The 17151-nt window shown below is 63.7% G+C and carries 13 protein-coding genes and 4 pseudogenes; 8 read left to right on the top strand and 9 right to left on the bottom strand.

The annotated features are described in order from the left end of the window. Positions 1-162: 162 nt before the first annotated feature. A complete protein-coding gene (locus tag OKW45_RS13800) occupies positions 163-1065 on the bottom strand; it encodes a DMT family transporter (protein ID WP_429468881.1) in 903 nt (300 codons plus the stop codon). Between the two features lie 234 nt (positions 1066-1299). On the opposite strand from OKW45_RS13800, the gene OKW45_RS13795 reads away from it, so the two are divergent. Further along, positions 1300-2175: a helix-turn-helix domain-containing protein gene (locus OKW45_RS13795; protein ID WP_429468879.1), complete on the top strand. Its 876-nt coding sequence runs from the start codon at positions 1300-1302 to the stop codon at positions 2173-2175. A 38-nt stretch (positions 2176-2213) separates the two neighbouring features. On the opposite strand, the gene OKW45_RS13790 is transcribed toward OKW45_RS13795, so the two are convergent. The 4 genes from OKW45_RS13790 to OKW45_RS13775 all read right to left on the bottom strand — a co-directional run bounded on the left by OKW45_RS13790 (position 2214) and on the right by OKW45_RS13775 (position 8709). Further along, a complete protein-coding gene (locus tag OKW45_RS13790; protein WP_429468876.1) occupies positions 2214-5246 on the bottom strand; it encodes an FAD-binding and (Fe-S)-binding domain-containing protein in 3033 nt (1010 codons plus the stop codon). 47 nt (positions 5247-5293) lie between these two features. Next, positions 5294-6043 carry a 2-keto-4-pentenoate hydratase gene (locus OKW45_RS13785; protein WP_429468874.1) on the bottom strand — a complete coding sequence of 250 codons (750 nt, stop codon included), beginning with the start codon at positions 6041-6043 and terminating at the stop codon, positions 5294-5296. A 3-nt stretch (positions 6044-6046) separates the two neighbouring features. Then, positions 6047-7333, bottom strand: a complete 1287-nt coding sequence (locus OKW45_RS13780; protein ID WP_429468872.1) for an MFS transporter — start codon at positions 7331-7333, stop codon at positions 6047-6049. Between the two features lie 155 nt (positions 7334-7488). Beyond that, the gene (locus tag OKW45_RS13775; RefSeq protein ID WP_018424060.1) at positions 7489-8709 is read right to left on the bottom strand and encodes a pyridoxal-phosphate-dependent aminotransferase family protein; all 1221 of its coding nucleotides are present in this window, start codon (positions 8707-8709) and stop codon (positions 7489-7491) included. A gap of 170 nt (positions 8710-8879) precedes the next feature. On the opposite strand from OKW45_RS13775, the gene OKW45_RS13770 reads away from it, so the two are divergent. Next, positions 8880-9611, top strand: coding sequence for a GntR family transcriptional regulator (locus tag OKW45_RS13770; RefSeq protein WP_018424059.1), 732 nt, complete (start codon positions 8880-8882; stop codon positions 9609-9611). 394 nt (positions 9612-10005) lie between these two features. Here OKW45_RS13770 and OKW45_RS13765 read toward each other — a convergent pair. Beyond that, positions 10006-10638, bottom strand: a pseudogene (locus tag OKW45_RS13765) (MFS transporter); the annotation flags it as partial. A 15-nt stretch (positions 10639-10653) separates the two neighbouring features. Between OKW45_RS13765 and OKW45_RS13760 the strand changes: the two are divergent. Continuing rightward, positions 10654-10845, top strand: a pseudogene (locus OKW45_RS13760) (helix-turn-helix domain-containing protein); the annotation flags it as partial. 53 nt (positions 10846-10898) lie between these two features. Then, positions 10899-11657, top strand: a complete 759-nt coding sequence (locus OKW45_RS13755) for an SDR family oxidoreductase (RefSeq protein WP_429468869.1) — start codon at positions 10899-10901, stop codon at positions 11655-11657. A gap of 542 nt (positions 11658-12199) precedes the next feature. Here the strand turns inward: OKW45_RS13755 and OKW45_RS13750 are convergent. After that, a complete protein-coding gene (locus OKW45_RS13750) occupies positions 12200-12475 on the bottom strand; it encodes a winged helix DNA-binding protein (protein ID WP_018424055.1) in 276 nt (91 codons plus the stop codon). Positions 12476-12825: 350 nt separating this feature from the next. Here OKW45_RS13750 and OKW45_RS13745 point away from each other — a divergent pair, with 350 nt between their 5' ends. The 3 genes from OKW45_RS13745 (at position 12826) to OKW45_RS13735 (ending at position 15751) form a co-directional block, all read left to right on the top strand. Beyond that, a complete protein-coding gene (locus OKW45_RS13745; RefSeq protein WP_018424054.1) occupies positions 12826-13206 on the top strand; it encodes a BON domain-containing protein in 381 nt (126 codons plus the stop codon). Between the two features lie 717 nt (positions 13207-13923). Then, positions 13924-14058, top strand: coding sequence for a hypothetical protein (locus OKW45_RS13740; protein WP_018424053.1), 135 nt, complete (start codon positions 13924-13926; stop codon positions 14056-14058). Positions 14059-14104: 46 nt separating this feature from the next. Next, positions 14105-15751, top strand: coding sequence for an NRAMP family divalent metal transporter (locus OKW45_RS13735; RefSeq protein ID WP_429468866.1), 1647 nt, complete (start codon positions 14105-14107; stop codon positions 15749-15751). Between the two features lie 119 nt (positions 15752-15870). Here the strand turns inward: OKW45_RS13735 and OKW45_RS13730 are convergent. After that, positions 15871-16041, bottom strand: a pseudogene (locus OKW45_RS13730) (flavin reductase); the annotation flags it as partial. On the opposite strand from OKW45_RS13730, the pseudogene OKW45_RS13725 reads away from it, so the two are divergent. Then, a pseudogene (locus OKW45_RS13725) lies at positions 16009-16374 on the top strand (response regulator transcription factor); the annotation flags it as partial. The pseudogenes OKW45_RS13730 and OKW45_RS13725 sit on opposite strands and share 33 nt — an antisense overlap. Before the next feature lie 28 nt (positions 16375-16402). Here OKW45_RS13725 and OKW45_RS13720 read toward each other — a convergent pair. Then, the gene (locus OKW45_RS13720) at positions 16403-17146 is read right to left on the bottom strand and encodes an SDR family NAD(P)-dependent oxidoreductase (protein ID WP_429468863.1); all 744 of its coding nucleotides are present in this window, start codon (positions 17144-17146) and stop codon (positions 16403-16405) included. Between the last annotated feature and the right edge of the window lie 5 nt (positions 17147-17151).

The raw sequence follows: 17151 nt of genomic DNA, 5'->3' as shown, positions 1-17151 counted from the left end.
AATGCCGATTCATCGAATTCATTCCATTTGCATGGAATCATGTTTCCGACAAAGTCTTTCCTCCACGAATCCGGTAAATACCGGTTCCCGTAAACACTCACCGATCAGAGATTAAGTCGCTTTTTCTGCTTCTGTAAATCCTCACCTTGAGCGAGACGCTCATCATGTCCGCGCCGCCCGGCGACGCTCGAAAATCCGCCGCGTCAGATCGAACGCCACCAGATTGCCGACCACCACGAGCATTAGACCGACCACCGCGAGCGCTGACCACCGATAGCCCTCGAACAGCGTCGATGCCGCGAGCGCGACGATCGGAAACAATACCGTGCAATAGGCGGCCCGCTCCGGGCCCATACGGCCGACGAGCATCAAGTACGCCGTAAAGCCGATCACCGAGCCGAACACCACGAGATACGCGAGCGCACCGAGATAGCGCGCCGACGGTTCCACCGCGAACGAATAGCCGGCGAACAGACTACCGAGCGTCAGGACGGCAGCGCCGATCAGCATGGCCCAGCTGTTGGTCGCGAACGGATGCAGGCCCATTGACTGCATGCGACTCGACAGCAGGTTGCCGGCCGAGAAGCACAGCGTGCCGAGAAACGCGACGCCGAGCCCGAGCCATGCGGTGTGGTCGCCGAGATGCCCGGCCATCTGCTGCACGAACAGGCAGACAATGCCGACGAGCCCGAGCAACGCACCCGCAATCGCGCTCGGCTGCAGAGGCCGGCCCATGAACAGCCGCCCGTTGATCGAGTTCAGCAGCGGCGCGGTCGAGAACACCACCGCGACGAGCCCGCTCGGCACGAGCTGTTCTGCGTAGTAGAAGCACAGGAAATTCAGGCAGAACAGCGCGAGACCCTGCGCGGCGAGGTAGCGCCAGGCGTCGCGCGGCGGCCAGATCGGGCGGCGCATGATGCGCGCCAGTGCGAACATCAGCAGCGCGGCGATCCAGAAACGCCACGCAATCGATACCGGTGGCGGCACCGCGCCGAGTTGCCATTTGATTGCGATCCACGTGGTGCCCCAGATCAGCACGGTGATGGCATAAAGGAGGAGATTCATGGTCGGGCCTCAGACTGCAATGACGGACTGCGATGACGTGCAGCATGGAAGAAAGCCCGACTATGCAACCGCGCCGCCGACCGCAATTGTCCAAAATTGCGCACTTTTTCACGCCGATGCGCAGGCAGACGGGACCCCGCCGTATACTGGCCGCTCAACCAGCACCCTACACCGAAAACCTCCGCGCGCCCCGTGAACCCCACCCCGTCCGTCCCCGTGATATCCACCGCCGGCATGCCTTTTGGCCTGCAGTCGGTCTGTCACACGCTCGCCAGTGCGAACGCGCATCTGGACCGCTTCGCGTGGCTCGGCGACGGACTCGCGATCGCGCTATGGACTCGCGACACGAAGGAGGACGAGACCGTCTACGAACGGCCCGGCCATCACACGCTGTCGTGCTATCTGGACGGCGGCTATCGCACCGAGCGCCAGAAAATGCCGGGCCACTACGGCGCGCCGTCGCGGCTGTGCGCACTGCCCGGCGATCACGAATCGCGCTGGTGGGTGCGCGGCCACATGCACTTCATGCATCTGTACTTCCTGCCCGAGCACTTCACGCGACGCGCGGTGCAGGAGCTCGACCGCGAACCGCGCGAACTGACGCTCGCCGATCGCACCTATTTCGAGGACCCGCGCATTGCGAGTCTGTGTCAGTCGCTCGTCAACGAGGAGTGGGAAAGTCCCGACGGTCTGCTGCGCACCAACGAGACCGCGCACGAAGTGCTGAGCCTGCTATTGCGCGGCCAAGGCGTACGGCGCGCGAACGTGGCGCTGAAAGGCGGGCTGTCGGCCGCGACGCGGCGCCGCCTGCGCGACTATATCGACAGTCATCTTGCGCAGCCGTTGACGCTCGGGGAGTTGTCGGGTGTCGCGGCGCTGTCGGAGTTTCATCTTGCGCGGATGTTTCGCGAGTCGTTCGGGTTGCCGCCCGCCGCCTGGGTCGCGCGGCAGCGGCTCGATCGCGCGCGCACGCTGCTGCGCACGACGACGTTGCCGCTCGCGCAGATCGCCGGGCAGTGTGGCTATGCGAACGCGAGTCACTTTAGTCACCGGTTTCGCGAGGCTGTAGGGGTGACGCCGAGTGGGTTCCGGCAGGCTATCGGTGTTTGAGATTCGCGTTCGAGTTTCGCTTTGCGGTTAGCTCCGTGTCATCGCAGCGCCATCGCCAGCACACGCGCGACGTGGATCGCGTCGACGCCCGCGCCGTCGTGAATCTGATGCCGGCAGCTAGTGCCGTCGGCGACCATCACCGTGGCCGCGTCCAGCTTGCGCACCGCGGGTAGCAGCGCCAGCTCGGCCATCGCCTGCGAGCTCGCGTAGTGCTCCGCTTCATAGCCGAAGCTGCCGGCCATCCCGCAGCACGACGATTCGACCGTCGATACCTTCAACTCGGGAATCCACTTCAGCACGGTCTGCACCGGCGTGAATGCGTCAAACGCCTTCTGATGGCAGTGGCCGTGCACGAGTGCCTGCTGCATCGGCAGCGGCTTCAATTCGAGCTGCAATCGTCCGGCCTTTTCTTCGCGCACGAGGAATTCCTCGAACAGAAACGCGTGCTGCGCGAGGCGCTGCGCCTCTTCGCCGAAACCGTACTGCAGAAATTCATCGCGCAACGACAGCAGACACGATGGCTCCAACCCCACCACCGGCACGCCACGTTCGACGAACGGCCTGAACAGCTCGAGCATGCGCCGCGCTTCCTCTTTCGCTTCGTCGACGAGACCCGCCGCGAGAAACGTGCGGCCGCAACACACGGGACGCTCTCCCGGGCGTGCATTGAAGTGGACCGTGTAGCCCGCCGCTTCGAGCACCTGTTGCGCGGCGCGCGCGTTGTCGGGCTCGAGGTGGTTGTTGAAGGTATCGACGAACAGCAGGACTTCTTTCAGCGCGGACGCCTGGGCGGCGTTGCGTGCAGGCTTCACGGACACCGCATCGGCCAGAAACGCCTTCTTGAACCGCGGCAAACTCCGCTCGGTCGCGAATCCGACCGAGCGCTTGAACCACGCCGACAGCACCGGCACGTTGTCCGCGAGCGCCAGCAGCCTCGGCATGCGGCTCGCCGCGCCCGCATAGCGCGGCATGAACGCGACGAGCCTGTCGCGCAGCCGCACCCCATGCGTCTTGACACGCGCCGCCCGCGCCTCGATCTTGAACTTCGCCATATCGACGCCGGTCGGGCAATCGCGCTTGCAGCCCTTGCACGATACGCACAGGTCGAGCGTCTCCTTCACGTCATCGCTCGCGAGCCCGCTTTCGCCGAGCTGCCCCGAAATCGCGAGCCGCAACGTGTTGGCCCGCCCGCGCGTCAAATGTTGCTCGTCCTTCGTCACGCGATAGCTCGGGCACATCGTGCCCGCGTCGAACTTGCGACAGTGGCCGTTGTTGTTGCACATCTCGACCGCTTTCGCGAGGCCGCCGCTCAGATCGTCGCCGCTGCCCGGCGCGCTTTCTGCGCCCGTCAGCGGATCGCGCTTCACGTTCCACGTCGACCAGTCGAGCACCGTTTCGATGCGCTGTTCGCGATAGCCCGGCGCAAAGCGGAAATTGCGCGCGTCGTCCATCTTCGGCGGACGCACGATCTTGTCGGGATTGAAGCGGTTGTCCGGATCGAACAACGCCTTGATCTCGCTGAACGCCTCGTTGAGCCGCGGCCCGTATTGCCACGCAACCCATTCGCCACGGCATAGCCCGTCGCCATGCTCGCCGGAATACGCGCCCTTGTACTCGCGCACGAGCGCGGCCGCTTCCTCGGCGATCGCGCGCATTTTCGTCGCCCCGTCGCGGCGCATGTCGAGAATCGGCCGCACGTGCAGCGTACCGACGCTTGCATGCGCGTACCACGTGCCTTCGGTGCCGTGGCGATGAAACACGTCGGTCAGCCGGCTCGTGTAGTCGGCCAGATGTTCGAGCGGCACCGCGCAATCTTCGATGAAGGACACCGGTTTGCCGTCGCCCTTCATGCTCATCATGATGTTGAGACCGGCCTTGCGCACTTCCCACAGCGCTTTTTGCGCATTTGCGTCCGGCATCTCGACGACCGCATCGGGCAGGCCCAACTCGCCCATCAACTCCGTGAGCTGCTTCAGCGACGCGAGCTGCGCGTCGCGATCCTCGCCCGCGAACTCGACGAGCAGAATCGCCTGCGGCTCGCCGACCAGCGCCTTCTCGATCACCGGACGAAACGCGGGATTGGTCAACGCGAGATCGATCATCGTGCGATCGACGAGTTCGACAGCGACCGGCTTCAGCTTGACGATGTGCTGCGTGAGCGCCATCGACTGCCGGAAGGTCGGAAAGTTGACCACGCCAAGCGCCCTGTGCGCGGGCAGCGGCGCGAGCTTCAGCGTGATCTGCCGGCTGAATGCGAGCGTGCCTTCCGAGCCGACCAGCAGATGCGCGAGGTTCGCGCTGCCGTCATCGGTATAGGCGCGCGGATTCTGGCAGTCGAACAGGTCGATGTTGTAGCCCGCGACGCGGCGCAGCACCTTCGGCACGCGTGCGACGATTTCGTCACGCTCGCGCTGCGCGATCCGCGTGACGCCCGCGACGATCTGCTGCAAGCGCTCGCCTTGCGGCGGCTCGCGCAGCGACGCGAAGCGCGCTTCGCTGCCGTCGGCGAGAATCGCGTCGATGGCGTCGACGTTGTGCACCATGTTGCCGTATTCTATCGAGCGCGAGCCGCATGAGTTGTTGCCGGCCATGCCGCCGATCGTGCACTGGGCAGCCGTCGATACATCCACCGGAAACCACAGTCCATGCGGTTTCAGCCACGCGTTGAGATGATCGAGCACGACGCCGGGTTCGACCGTCACGGTGCGCGCGTCGGCATCGAACGCGACGATGTTGTTGAGCCACTTGCTCGTATCGACCACCAGCGCTTCGCCGACCGTCTGCCCGCACTGGCTCGTGCCCGCGCCGCGCGCGAGCAGCGGTACTTTCTCGCTGCGCGCGATCTCGAGCGCGATGCGCAGGTCGTCCTGATCGCGCGGCACCACGACGCCGACCGGCGTGATCTGATAGATCGACGCATCGGTCGCGTAGCGGCCGCGGCTGGCGAGATCGAACAGCACGTCGCCGCGCAGCGCTTTGCGCAGATGCTGCGCGAGCGGACTCGTTGCGCGCGCGGCGGAGGGGACCAGATGGATCGGCTTGACGAGCAAGCCCGCAGTGGGATTCGTCATTTCGTCGGCCTGTGAGGAGCGCGCCTGAACCGCACGGCTCGAATTACCTAGTACAGCGTCAGATGCACCGGCGCGAGTCCTTCGATATGTCCGCTCACGGTGCCCGCCTCGCGCGGAAAGAACATACCGGTGTACGAACCGGCGGTGATCACCATCTCCGGCGTCACCGCAATGCCGCGCGAACTCGCGTGATTGACGAGCCACGTCAACAGCCGCCGCGGATCGCCGGCAGGATTCGCGGGCGTCGTTTCGACGACATTGCCTCCGTTGAACGCGAAGCGCAGCGACGGCGCGACGAACGGAAAATCCTCGCGATACCGTGTGAATTCACCGACGATCAGCGCGCCATGATTCTGCAGGTCCGCAAGCTGCGCGAGTTTGTCGATGGCGGGCCACGCGGCATGGCGGCTCGCGACGATCTCGATGGTCGCGCCGATCGAGCCGATGCTACCGAGCACTTCGTCCTCGCGGTACGGTTTAGTGGACGGCTCGAAACGCTGGCCGAAACGGAACGCGACTTCGAGTTCGAGACCGAGCGGCGCGAAGCCTTCGCGCGATAGACGCGCGCCGTCGGCGTGCAGATCGGTGTCGGGCAATGGCGCGCCTTGAATCGGTCCGCTCGCCGATTTCGCGCCGATCTTCCAGCCGCCGATTCGCGCGCCGCACGCGCTCAAGATTTCGTGCTGGATTGCGTAGGCCGCGTCGGCATCGGAAGGAAGCAGCTCCGGCGGCAACGTATCGAGCACCGTGCGATTGCGACGCGCATCGGCAAGCAGCTGGCTAAATGATGAAGTCATGTGTTACACGCCCATCCGGGTGGAAACGTGCGCCTTCTCCGACGCGCCAACTTCGAAGCGGCTCTCCGGCTGCATGCGGAACGCGAGCACGACGCCGATGCCCATCAGCAACATGCTGCCCACGAACGGCAGATCCCAGTTGCCAAAGTGGTCGATCAGAAAGCCGCCCATCACCGGCGAGATGATCGCGGCGAGCGCCGAGCCCGTGTTCATCATGCCGCTCGCGGTGCCGGCGAATTCCGGCGCGATATCCATCGGGATCGCCCACATCGGGCCGATCGTCATCTCGGCGAAGAAGAAGCCCGACGCGAGACAGGCGATCGACAGCGTCAGGTCATGCGTGAACATCAGAGGAATCAGCGACAGCAGGCAGAACAGCATGCACACCGACACCATCCAGCTGCGCGCGCGTTTGAGGCTGCCGGTGCGCGTGAAGATCGCATCGGTGACGATGCCGCCGAGCGTGTCGCCAATCACGCCCGCGAAGAACACGACCGACGCGAAGATCGCCGACTTCTTCAATTCCAGATGGTGGTTATGCAGGAAGTACAGCGGAATCCAGCTCAGGAACAGCCACAGCGTCCAGCCGTAGCAGAAGTAGACGATCGTGACCGGCGTCATACGGCGAAACAGCTTGCCCCACGGCAGGCCGGAGACCTTCGGCTTCGGCGTGGGCAGCACCGCGAGTTCCTCGGCCGTGATGCGCGGATGATCCTTCGGATGCTCGGTGAACGTGAGCGCCCACATGACGACCCACACCAGACTTAGCCCGCCGCAGATAAAGAACGATTCGCGCCAGCCCCAGTTGGTCATCACGATCACGATAAGCGCCGGCGCGACCGCATTGCCGACTCGCGACGCCGCGTGCGTGATGCCCTGCGCGAAGCCGCGCTTTTCCTTCGCGACCCAGCGCGACATCGCCGACGTTGCAGCCGGGAACGTCGCGCCTTCACCGAAACCGAGCACGAGCCGCGCGGCGAGCAACGAAGCGAGCCCGCCCGCGAAGCCCGTGAATACCGTCGCGAGACCCCAGATGGCGCCACAGAACAGCAGCGTGCGTCGCGCGCCGAAGCGATCGCTTACCCAGCCGCCGATCACCTGAAACACCAGATACGGATACGCGAAGGCCGAGAACACGAGGCCGACCTGCGTATGCGTGAGATTGAATTCCTTGCCGAAACCCGCCGCCGCGGTGCTGACGTTTACGCGATCGAGGTACGTGATGAAGTACATGATGCAGAGCATCACTAGAACGATACTGGTCGCACTGGTCAAACGAAACCGCTTCATCGTCTCTCTCCATGGCATGTGTCGACGGCGCGCCCGAAGTGGCGCGCTGCGTCCGTCGCCCGTCGGCCGCGAGAGCCGCTATGGACGCATTGCATGTTGTTCTGGCCGCGTTCTGCGCGCGGCTCGATGAGGGAAGCGCTCCCTGCGCCCGACAATCAAGCCGCGGCCTTCAACCCCGGCGTCTTCGGTGCCTGGCTCAGCCACTCCATCGCGGCCGGCATGCCGCTTTCCTTGAGCGGCACGCCAGCAAGCCGCAGACCCATTTCGCAGCCAGCCAATGTCGCGAGCAGCATCAGATCGTTGCAATCGCCAAGATGGCCGATGCGGAACATGCGGCCTTTCATCTTGCCGAGGCCCGTGCCGAGCGACATGTCGAAGCGTTCGTAGATCAGCTTGCGCACCTCATCGGCATCGACACCGTCGGGCGTCATCACGCCCGTCAGCACCGGGCTATAGACGGCGGGATCGGCGCACTGGATTTCGAGCCCCCACGCGCGCACCGCGCGGCGCGTCGCTTCGGCAAGCCGCTCGTGACGTGCGAATACGTTGTCGAGCCCTTCGCCGAGAATCATTTCGATCGCTTCATGCAGCCCGTACAGCAGGTTCGTGTTCGGCGTGTACGGCCAGTAACCGGATTTGTTCATGTCGACGATTTCCGCCCAGTCCCAGAAGCTGCGCGGCAGCTTCGCGTGCTGGTTGGCGGCCATCGCCTTCGGCGAGATCGCGTTGAAGCTGATGCCCGGCGGCAGCATCAAGCCCTTTTGCGAGCCCGACACCGTCACGTCGACACCCCATTCGTCATGACGATAATCAGCGCACGCGAGACCGGAGATCGTGTCGACGAGCAGCAGCGCCGGATGACCCGCGGCGTCGATCGCGCGACGCACGGCGGCGATGTCGGACGTGACGCCGGTCGAGGTTTCGTTGTGCACGACGCAGACCGCCTTGATCGCATGCTGCGTGTCGGCGCGCAGGCGCTCTTCGATCATCTGCGGTTGCACGCCGCGCCGCCAGCCTTCGATGCCTGGCAGCCCCAGGAATTCGGGCATCAGGCCGAGCTTCTCGGCCATTTTTTTCCACAACGTCGCGAAATGGCCGGTCTCGAACATCAGCACGTGATCGCCGGGGCTCAGCGTATTCGACAATGCGGCTTCCCACGCGCCCGTGCCGGACGCCGGATAGATGACGACCGGCTGCTGCGTCTTGAAGATCTTCTTGATACCGTCGAGCACCTTGAGACCCAGCTCGCCGAATTCGGGTCCGCGATGGTCGATGGTCGGATAGCTCATCGCGCGGAGAATGCGATCGGGCACCGGACTCGGCCCCGGAATCTGCAGGAAATGACGGCCAGCGGGATGAAAATCTAGCTTCAGCATCAGACTCCTCCAATTGAATTTTGCATGCAAAAAACTATATCAGATGAACCGTGACGCTTCCAAGACGAAAATTGGCCGTTCAGGCCCGTGTTTACCCGCGTGTGGCTACAGATTAACTAATCGATGCGGTTCCGATAAAATCCAATCCATATGAAGCTGAGGGTTTTTGTATGCAAAATTCGGATCTCGATGCGGGTCTAACCGCTGGCCCGCTAATGCCGAAGGTCGAGCGTCAGCGCCTGCACGACACGGTGGTGGAGCACATCCGCCGCTTTATCGTCGAGGGAGCGTTGGAGCCCGGCAAGAAACTGAACGAGCGGGAGTTGTGCGAAACGCTCGGCATTTCGCGCACGCCGCTGCGCGAGGCGCTGAAGGTGCTGGCTGCCGAAGGTCTGATCGAGATTTCGCCGAACCGGGGCGCGTCGGTATCGAAGATGTCGGAAGCGGAAGTGCGCGAAACCTTCGAATTGATGAGCGGCCTCGAAGCGTTTTCCGGCGAACTCGCGGCCGAGCGCATAACGGCGGCCGAACTCGCAGAGATCAAGGCGCTGCATTACGCGATGCTGGCGTGCCGCGCGCAGAACGATCTGCCGGGCTACTACAGTCGCAACCAGGCGATCCACGACAAGATCAACGAAGCGGCGAGAAATTCGGCGCTGCGGCAGACGTATGTGTCGGTCAACCGGCGGCTGCAGGCACTGCGCTTTCGCTCGAACTATCAGACGCCGAAGTGGGACCGCGCGATTCACGATCACGATGAAATGCTGAAGGCGCTCGAGGCTCGCGACGGCAAGAAGCTCAGCGCGATTTTGCGGCAGCATCTGCTTGATAAGCGGGATGCGGTTTTGCAGGTGCAGGTGCCGGAGGAGGTGGTCGCTTCGGCCTCCGTGTTGAAGGCGTGATGCGGACAACTGATGCCGAATCCCGCTCCTCGCCACTCCGTCGGCAAACAAAACTTGTCCACCTAAATTGTTGGCAAGCCTGTGGACAACCTTCGCACAGCGAGCTTAAGTGCTTGAAGCGTGAGAACTATCCGCGCGCGGTGCACGCGTAGGCAGTGAGCGTCGCTACGGAGTCCGTGATACTGGCGAATGCGCTTAGCAGGGATGCCGTATCGCTCGCGCCGACCTCGAAGTCCAGTTGTCCACATAATTTGGGAACAAGCTTGTGGACAACCTGCGCACAGGCCTGCCAAGTGTTTGATGCGGCAGGCCTATCGTGCGCGGATGCGGGAGCGGGCAGCGGCGCGGCACCTCACGCGATGCAAGCCAACGGCCGCGCCCCCCACCCTCGATTTCACTGCGTCGTCTCACGACTGCGCAACGACTCCGGCAACCCATACAGCACGATCAGCGCGCACACCACGCTCATCGCGCCGATCACACACAGCGCCGGCGTCGTGCTGCCGCTCAGATTCTTCACGCGTCCGACCATCACCGGGCTCACGATCCCGCCGAGTTGCCCCAGCGTGTTGATCAACGCGATACAGCGCGGCGCCCGCGCCCGTCAGCAGCTTTGGCGGCAGCGCCCAGAATGCCGGGATCGACGCGACCACGGTGGGATTCTTCGTGCCCGCCACGTGAATCAGATGCGGTGCCCAGAAATTCAGGCCGTACGACGCGACCTGAATCAGGAAGTACACGAGCCCAAGCGTCAGGAAGTCCGGCGTTTTCAGCGCGCCCAGCAGCGAATGGCCGTCTCTGCCGGGCGGCTTTGCTGCGCGATCTGCCCAGCGAGCAGGCTCTTTTCCACCGACGACAGCCAGCCCGCGTCGTCGATGCGATCCTTCAGCAGCTTCAGCACCAGCAGACCGAGCACGACGCACGGCAAGCCGCCGAGCAGGAACAGCCAGTGCCAACCGGGCATGCCGAGCACGCCGTCCATATGCCGATCACAAGCGCCGCGAGCAGTTGGACGAACGACTCGGCCTTGTGCGTGGAAAACGTGACGCCGCATGAATTCGTCGAACGCACGCGCGTGGATGCCGCACGCAAGCTGCTCGAAAGCAGCGCCGCGGCGCTGAAGACGATCGCCTACGATTGCGGCTTCGGCACCGCCGACCGCATGCGCATCGTGTTTACGAAGCGGCTTGGCGTGACGCCGATGCAGTATCGCGAGCGCTTTCGCCCGGTGTGAATACGGCGTGAGAAAATCGTCGACTCTGCAAGACAACGATCACCAGGAACGACATGACCTCCTCTTCTCCGATTCGCGCGATCGTCACCGGCCATACGCGCGGCCTGGGCGCGGCGCTCGCCGAACAACTGCTCGCGCGCAACGTCACCGTGCTGGGTCTGTCGCGCTCGCGGCATGCCGCGCTGAAGGCGCGCTTTGCCGCGCAACTCGAAGAGATCGAGCTGCCGCTGGCCGAGCCCGCACGCGTCGCGCAATGGATCGCCACCGACGCACTGAGCAACTTCGTGCGCGGCGCGCAGACGGTGCTGCTGATCAACAACGCGGGCATGGTGCAGCCGATCGGGCCCATCGAAGGACAGGACGCTGCGAACGTCGCCGACGCGGTGAGCCTGAACGTCGCGACGCCGCTGATGCTCGCGAGCGCGCTCGCCGCCGCGGCCGTCGACGCAACCGACCGCCGCATCGTGCACATTTCGAGCGGCGCGGCGCGCAACGCGTATCCGGGCTGGAGCATCTATTGCGCGACCAAGGCCGCGCTCGATCATCACGCGCGCGCCGTCGCGCTCGACGCGAATCGCGCCCTGCGCATCTGCAGCCTTGCGCCGGGTGTGATCGATACGGACATGCAGGCGCAAATTCGCGGTAGCGGCAAAGAGCAGTTCCCGATGCGCCAGCGCTTCGACGAGCTGAAACGCAACGGCCAACTGTCGACGCCCGAGCAATGCGCGGCGCAGCTGATCGACTATGCGCTCAGCGATGCGTTCGGGCAGACGCCGGTCGCGGACATTCGCGAGATCGCGAAATCGGCTTGAACGGCCTATTGCTGCCGGGTATTTGCGCTCCCGAAAATCCTCACCTCAAGCACGGAGCGGTGGCGGATCGGCGTCAGTTACCGTCGGCATTGCTCCCGAAATGCCTCACCTTTGAGGTGAAAAGAGGACTCGAAGGGGCATTTCAGCGAGCGCATTCGGCGCTCACACACCGCTCCCGAAAACCCTCACCTTTGATCGAACGCAGCCGGTTCGCATCGCCGATGCCGGCCGCGTACGCGGCAGATCGCCTGGACATTCAACGACTTACGTTACACAACCGGCGCAAGGTCACCGCGACGGATGCCATGATTGGCGACTGCATGAAGCGCGTTTTGTACGTCAGCACGACGTGCCGTCGCCCGATACAGCATCGACGGCTCCCGAATATCCTCACCTATTGCTGACAGGCATAAATGCGCGCATTCCCGCGAGCCTCTTGCCGCGCGGTTTGTGCCGTTCCTGGCCCGGCCGGTTAGTTGCAAAAGAACCGCCGCGCACGACTCCCGAAAGTCCTCACCTTTGACGCGATGCACGCGCCACGTTCATTCAATCGGCGCGTTCTTCAGCCCATGCACCGCGACGACATTCTTCATCGCGTCGAAGATCGCCGTTCTAACCTGCGCGGGCAGATGGCCGCAAATTTCGTCGGCGTTCTGATCGTCCAATTGCGCGAGTTCGGGAACGAGCGCCTGTGCGGCATCGCTTAACCGGATCAGATGATTGCGACGGTCTTCGTCGACCTTCTCGCGTTCGAGCAGCGCCTTTGTCTCTTGTGCGCGCCGCCTTCGCCGGCTTCCGGCGAGACGGCCTGACCGCATGACGCCTCAAACGGAAACGTTGCATCGACGTGGGCGAACCTGACGAGAAGGAAGCAAGGTTGGGAATGCGATATTAGTTTCAGAGGAAACCATTCGCAATTTGTAGCACCGTCCAGGCGACTCCCGAATTCCCTCACCTTCATTTGAAGTGCGCGTACAGGTGCGCACATTCTCACCTCGGCGGCTCCCGAATCTTCTCACCTATCAGTATCGGCGCGTGCGCCGCAGAATATAATCGGGGCCGACGGTCGATGACTCGTCGCGAGGCGGTAGTGCGTTGCGCCGCCTCTTCCCCGCTGGCAGCACGCGGCTCGAACGGCAGTTCCTGACAAACCGGCAAAGGAGGAAGAATGAAAACAAACGGCGCGAGCAGAATCATCGGTGCAATGTTCGCGGTGGCCATCGCGACTTGCGCGACCTATGCAAACGCACAGACGCGCGAGATGCCCAACGATGCGTCGATGCAAAGCCAGTCGGTCCCCGCGGCTTCGAACCGGAACAACAACCGGTCCGACAGCGCGATCGTCCGCGACGTCCGCCGCGCATTCACGCGCACCACGAACCTCAATTCGGCGAACATCCGTGTCGAAGCGCGTCACGGCATCGTTACGCTGACCGGCACCGTGCCGCGGCAATCGCAAATCGCGCGAGCCGGCAACGCCGCGCGATCGGTTCGCGGCGTCACGAGCGTGCATAACCGGCTGACCGAGCGACGGCGCGCCAATCAGTGAGCACGGCGTGGTGGCATCGGCCGGACGGATCGGTGCCCTGTTCGACCTCCCCCCATATCGGCCTCGACCCGCATGTCATTCAAAGTGCCCACCGTCGCGCGCCGCACATTTTTTCTGCTCTGCTTAAGAAACAGGTTGACCTCGGCGGAAGGCGAACCCTAAAATTCAAAAATCATCACCAATGGGGCTTACGCCTTGGACACCTGCAGTAGCCGACTTTCGAACAGATTCGCTGCCTGACCGGCAGGACGTCCGCGCTCTCTTCATCAGCCGCCGTCTTGCCAGCTGGCAGACGGTGCGCGCCGCAGTTTCTTCCCGTGCACCTAAAGTAACGTCGTATCCGCACGACAGGAACGCCGCGTTCAAGCGCGTTCCCGCGCCGATACGGCGTCGCATCGCGAGCCTTGCGCTTGCGGTCGCGTTTGCGCGCGCGTTGTCAGTCAACGCAATCAGTTCAACGCAATGCGCGCGAACGCGTGGATAAACACGTGCGTAGCGAACGTGCGTAGCGAACGCTTCAGACGCTCGAACGCAACCCCCGCTACACACCGACAAGGAGCCGCCATGCCCGACAGTGACAGTTATCACTTATGCCGCTTCCCCGTTCTATCAACTGAGGAAAGCGAGTAGACCTCCACCGCCGCGCCTGAACATACGCGGCCTCCGTGTCTGCTGGCTTTCCACCAGCGCGTCGAAACCGGCGCACGGAGATCCCTCATGCAATTCGGCCTTCTTCTTTCGCAGTTCCCGCGTGTGCAGGAATCGCGCGCCCATTACGACGGCATGCTCGTGCTGCACGCACCGCATCCGTTCATCGCCTTCTGCCGTCGCGTGATGTCGCGCGTGGCATAGCGTTTCGCGATCCGACCTTCGACAAATACAACCAGGAGAGAACGACATGTCTACTCCGACGAACATTTCCTCCGCGCGCAGTGCCGTGCTCGATTCGGCACACGTCGGCGATATCAAGGGCGCGCTCGGCACGATCGCTCACCATGACATCGCGCCACGCACGAGCTGGTGGGCGCGCCTGCGCACGCTGCTCGCGATCCTCGGCCCCGGTCTGATCGTGATGGTCGGCGACAACGACGCGGGCGCATTCGGCATCTACACGCAGGCCGGCCAGAACTACGGCACCACGTTGCTGTGGACCATGCTGTTGCTGGTGCCGGTGCTGTTCGTCAATCAGGAGATGGTGTTGCGGCTCGGCGCGGTCACGGGCGTGGGCCACGCACGGCTTATTTTCGAGCGCTTCGGCAAGTTCTGGGGCGCGTTCAGCGTCGTCGATCTGTTCCTGCTGAACGCGCTAACCATCGTGACGGAATTCATCGGCATCACGTTCGTGCTCGACTTCTTCGGCGTCTCGAAGATCGCGGGCGTGTGCATCGCCGCGGCGCTGACGATGGCCGCCGTCAGCACCGGCGACTTCCGCCGCTTCGAGCGTTTCGCGGTCGCGCTGTGCGTGTTGAGCCTGCTGCTCGTGCCGGTGCTCGTGTCGATTCATCCGCCGGTCGGCCAGATCGCGCGCGACTTCTTTATTCCGAACTGGCCCGCGCACTCGAAGCTGTCCGACGTGATGTTGCTCGTAATCGGCATCGTCGGCACGACGGTAGCTCCGTGGCAACTGTTCTTCCAGCAGAGCTATGTGGTCGACAAGCGCATCACGCCGCGCTTCATGAACTACGAAAAAGCCGACCTGTGGATCGGCATCGTGTTTGTACTGATCGGCGCGGTCGCGATGATCTCGTTCAGCGCGGCGCTGTTCGACGGACGGCCCGGGTTCGGCAACTTCACGGACGCGGGCGGTGTGATCGCTGGTCTCGAGAGATACGCGGGACGTACCTCGGCCGTGCTGTTCGCGATCGCACTGTTCGACGCGTGCGTGATCGGCGCGGCGGCTGTGTCGCTATCGACCGCCTATGCGATCGGCGACGTGTTCAAGATCCGCCATTCGCTGCACCGTAGCGTGTCGGATGCGAAGGGCTTCTACGTCGTGTACTTCGCGATCGTCGCGGCCGCCGCGGCATTGGTGCTGATTCCAGGCAGCCCGCTCGGTCTCTTGACCGAAGCGGTGCAGACGCTCGCCGGCGTATTGCTGCCGAGCGCGACCGTGTTCCTGCTGCTGCTGTGCAACGATCGCGCGGTGCTCGGTCCGTGGGCCAATTCGAAGAAGCTCAATCTGTTTACCGGCGCGGTGATCTGGGTGCTCGTGATGCTGTCGGTCATCCTGACCGCGTCGGTGATCAATCCGGACATCGCGGCGGAAACGATCATCGAAGTGCTGGCGGGCGGCACGTTGCTCGCGGTCGTCGGGTATGTGGCGAGCTTCGGGATGCGCAAGCTGCGCGGCGAGTCCGCGGCCGAGCCGGCTCCGGTCTATGCGAAGGACGCGCGCAACACGTGGCGCATGCCGCCGCTCGACGAACTGCCGCCGCCGCGTCTGACGCTCGCCAAACGCGTCTGGATGAGCGTGCTGCGCGGCTATCTACTGCTCGCGATCGCGCTCGTGATCGTCAAGGTCGTGCAGATGGCGTTGCTGAAGTAGTGCGAATGGTGAGGAGTTCCAGGAGGTCCGGGCAATGGTGAGGTTTTACGGGAGCCATGTCCGGAGCGACAACGTAAGCGCTGCCGGAGCCTGAACTGGCCGGCAGCGCTTCAAATGACTCATTGCCCCTTCCACGCGCGCGGCACCCGGTGAAAATTCCGGTTGAAGTAAATCAGGCTGTCGCCGTCGGTGCGCACGCGAATCTGCGTGGTCTCCACGAACATGACCGAGTGCGAGCCGACTTCCTTCGCTTCCACGATCTTCCCCTGCAAGCTCGCGAGCGCGGTGCGATCGACTTCGTCGAGAAGCCGTACAACTCGCAGCAGATGCTCGAGCGCATTCAACGCGCGATGAAACTCGCGTCCCAGCGTCACGCGAAACATATGCGCCAACTCGAACTGCGTGAGCGGATCAACTCGCTCACGTCGCGCGAGAAGTAAGTGCTGCACGGTTTGATCGAGGGGGAGCCGAGCAAGGTCATTGCGGCGGACCTGTCGATCCGTGTGAAAACCGTGGACGTGCATCGCGCGAGCATCAGGGAAAAGCTCGGCGCTTCGTCGATTCCGACCCTCGTGCGCGGCGTGCTCGAAGTATGGAGCCCGCCGGACGAGCGGCCGGAATGACCCGGCCGACTCGGCCCTTGCAGACGCATCAGCGCATATACAGGCCTCCATTGACGTCCCAGCACGCGCCGTTGGCAAAATAAGCGTCACCGGAAGCGAGCATCACCGCGACATCGGCAACATACGACGCGGCCCCGAGCTTGCCGACCGATATCGCTTCGATCACTTTTGCCAGCTTGTCCGCCGGCACGCTCTCGTGAACGATCGGCAAATCGAGCGGCCCCGGCGAGATCGCGTTGACTGTCACACCGCGCGCGGCGAGGTCGCGCGCGAAGACCTTGGTCAGCGTCAGCACGCCGCCCTTCGCGGCCGCATAGTGGGCGCCCGTTGCCGAGCCGCCATTCTGCCCCGCCAGCGACGCGATATTGACGATGCGGCCCACGCCGCGCTGCGCGAAGTACTGCCCGAATATCTGGCAGCCGAACAGCACGCTGCGCAGATTCACGTTGATGACCTGATCGAACTGCTCGGCGCTAATGTCCATCACGGGCACGACCTTCGAGGCGCCCGCATTGTTGACGAGCGCGTCCACGCCGCCCCACCGTTCGAGCAACGCGTCGCGCGCCGCTTCGAAGTCCGCCTTGCGCGTGACGTCGAGCCGGATTGCGCAGGCGCTCGAGCCGTCGCTGCTCAGGTCATGCGCGAGCGCTTGCGCGGGTTCGATCGCGATATCGGCCAGCGCGACCCTGTAGCCTGCCTCGTGAAAACGACGCGCGACAACGGCGCCAAGTCCGCGCGCGGCGCCCGTCACGAGCGCGATTCTGTTCGACATGTAGC

The sequence above is a fragment of the Paraburkholderia lebeckiae genome, from assembly GCF_050436225.1.
Taxonomy (GTDB): Bacteria; Pseudomonadota; Gammaproteobacteria; order Burkholderiales; family Burkholderiaceae; genus Paraburkholderia; species Paraburkholderia tuberum.
Note: the sequence above shows the minus strand (reverse complement) of the source record. Positions and strands in the feature narration are given on the sequence as shown.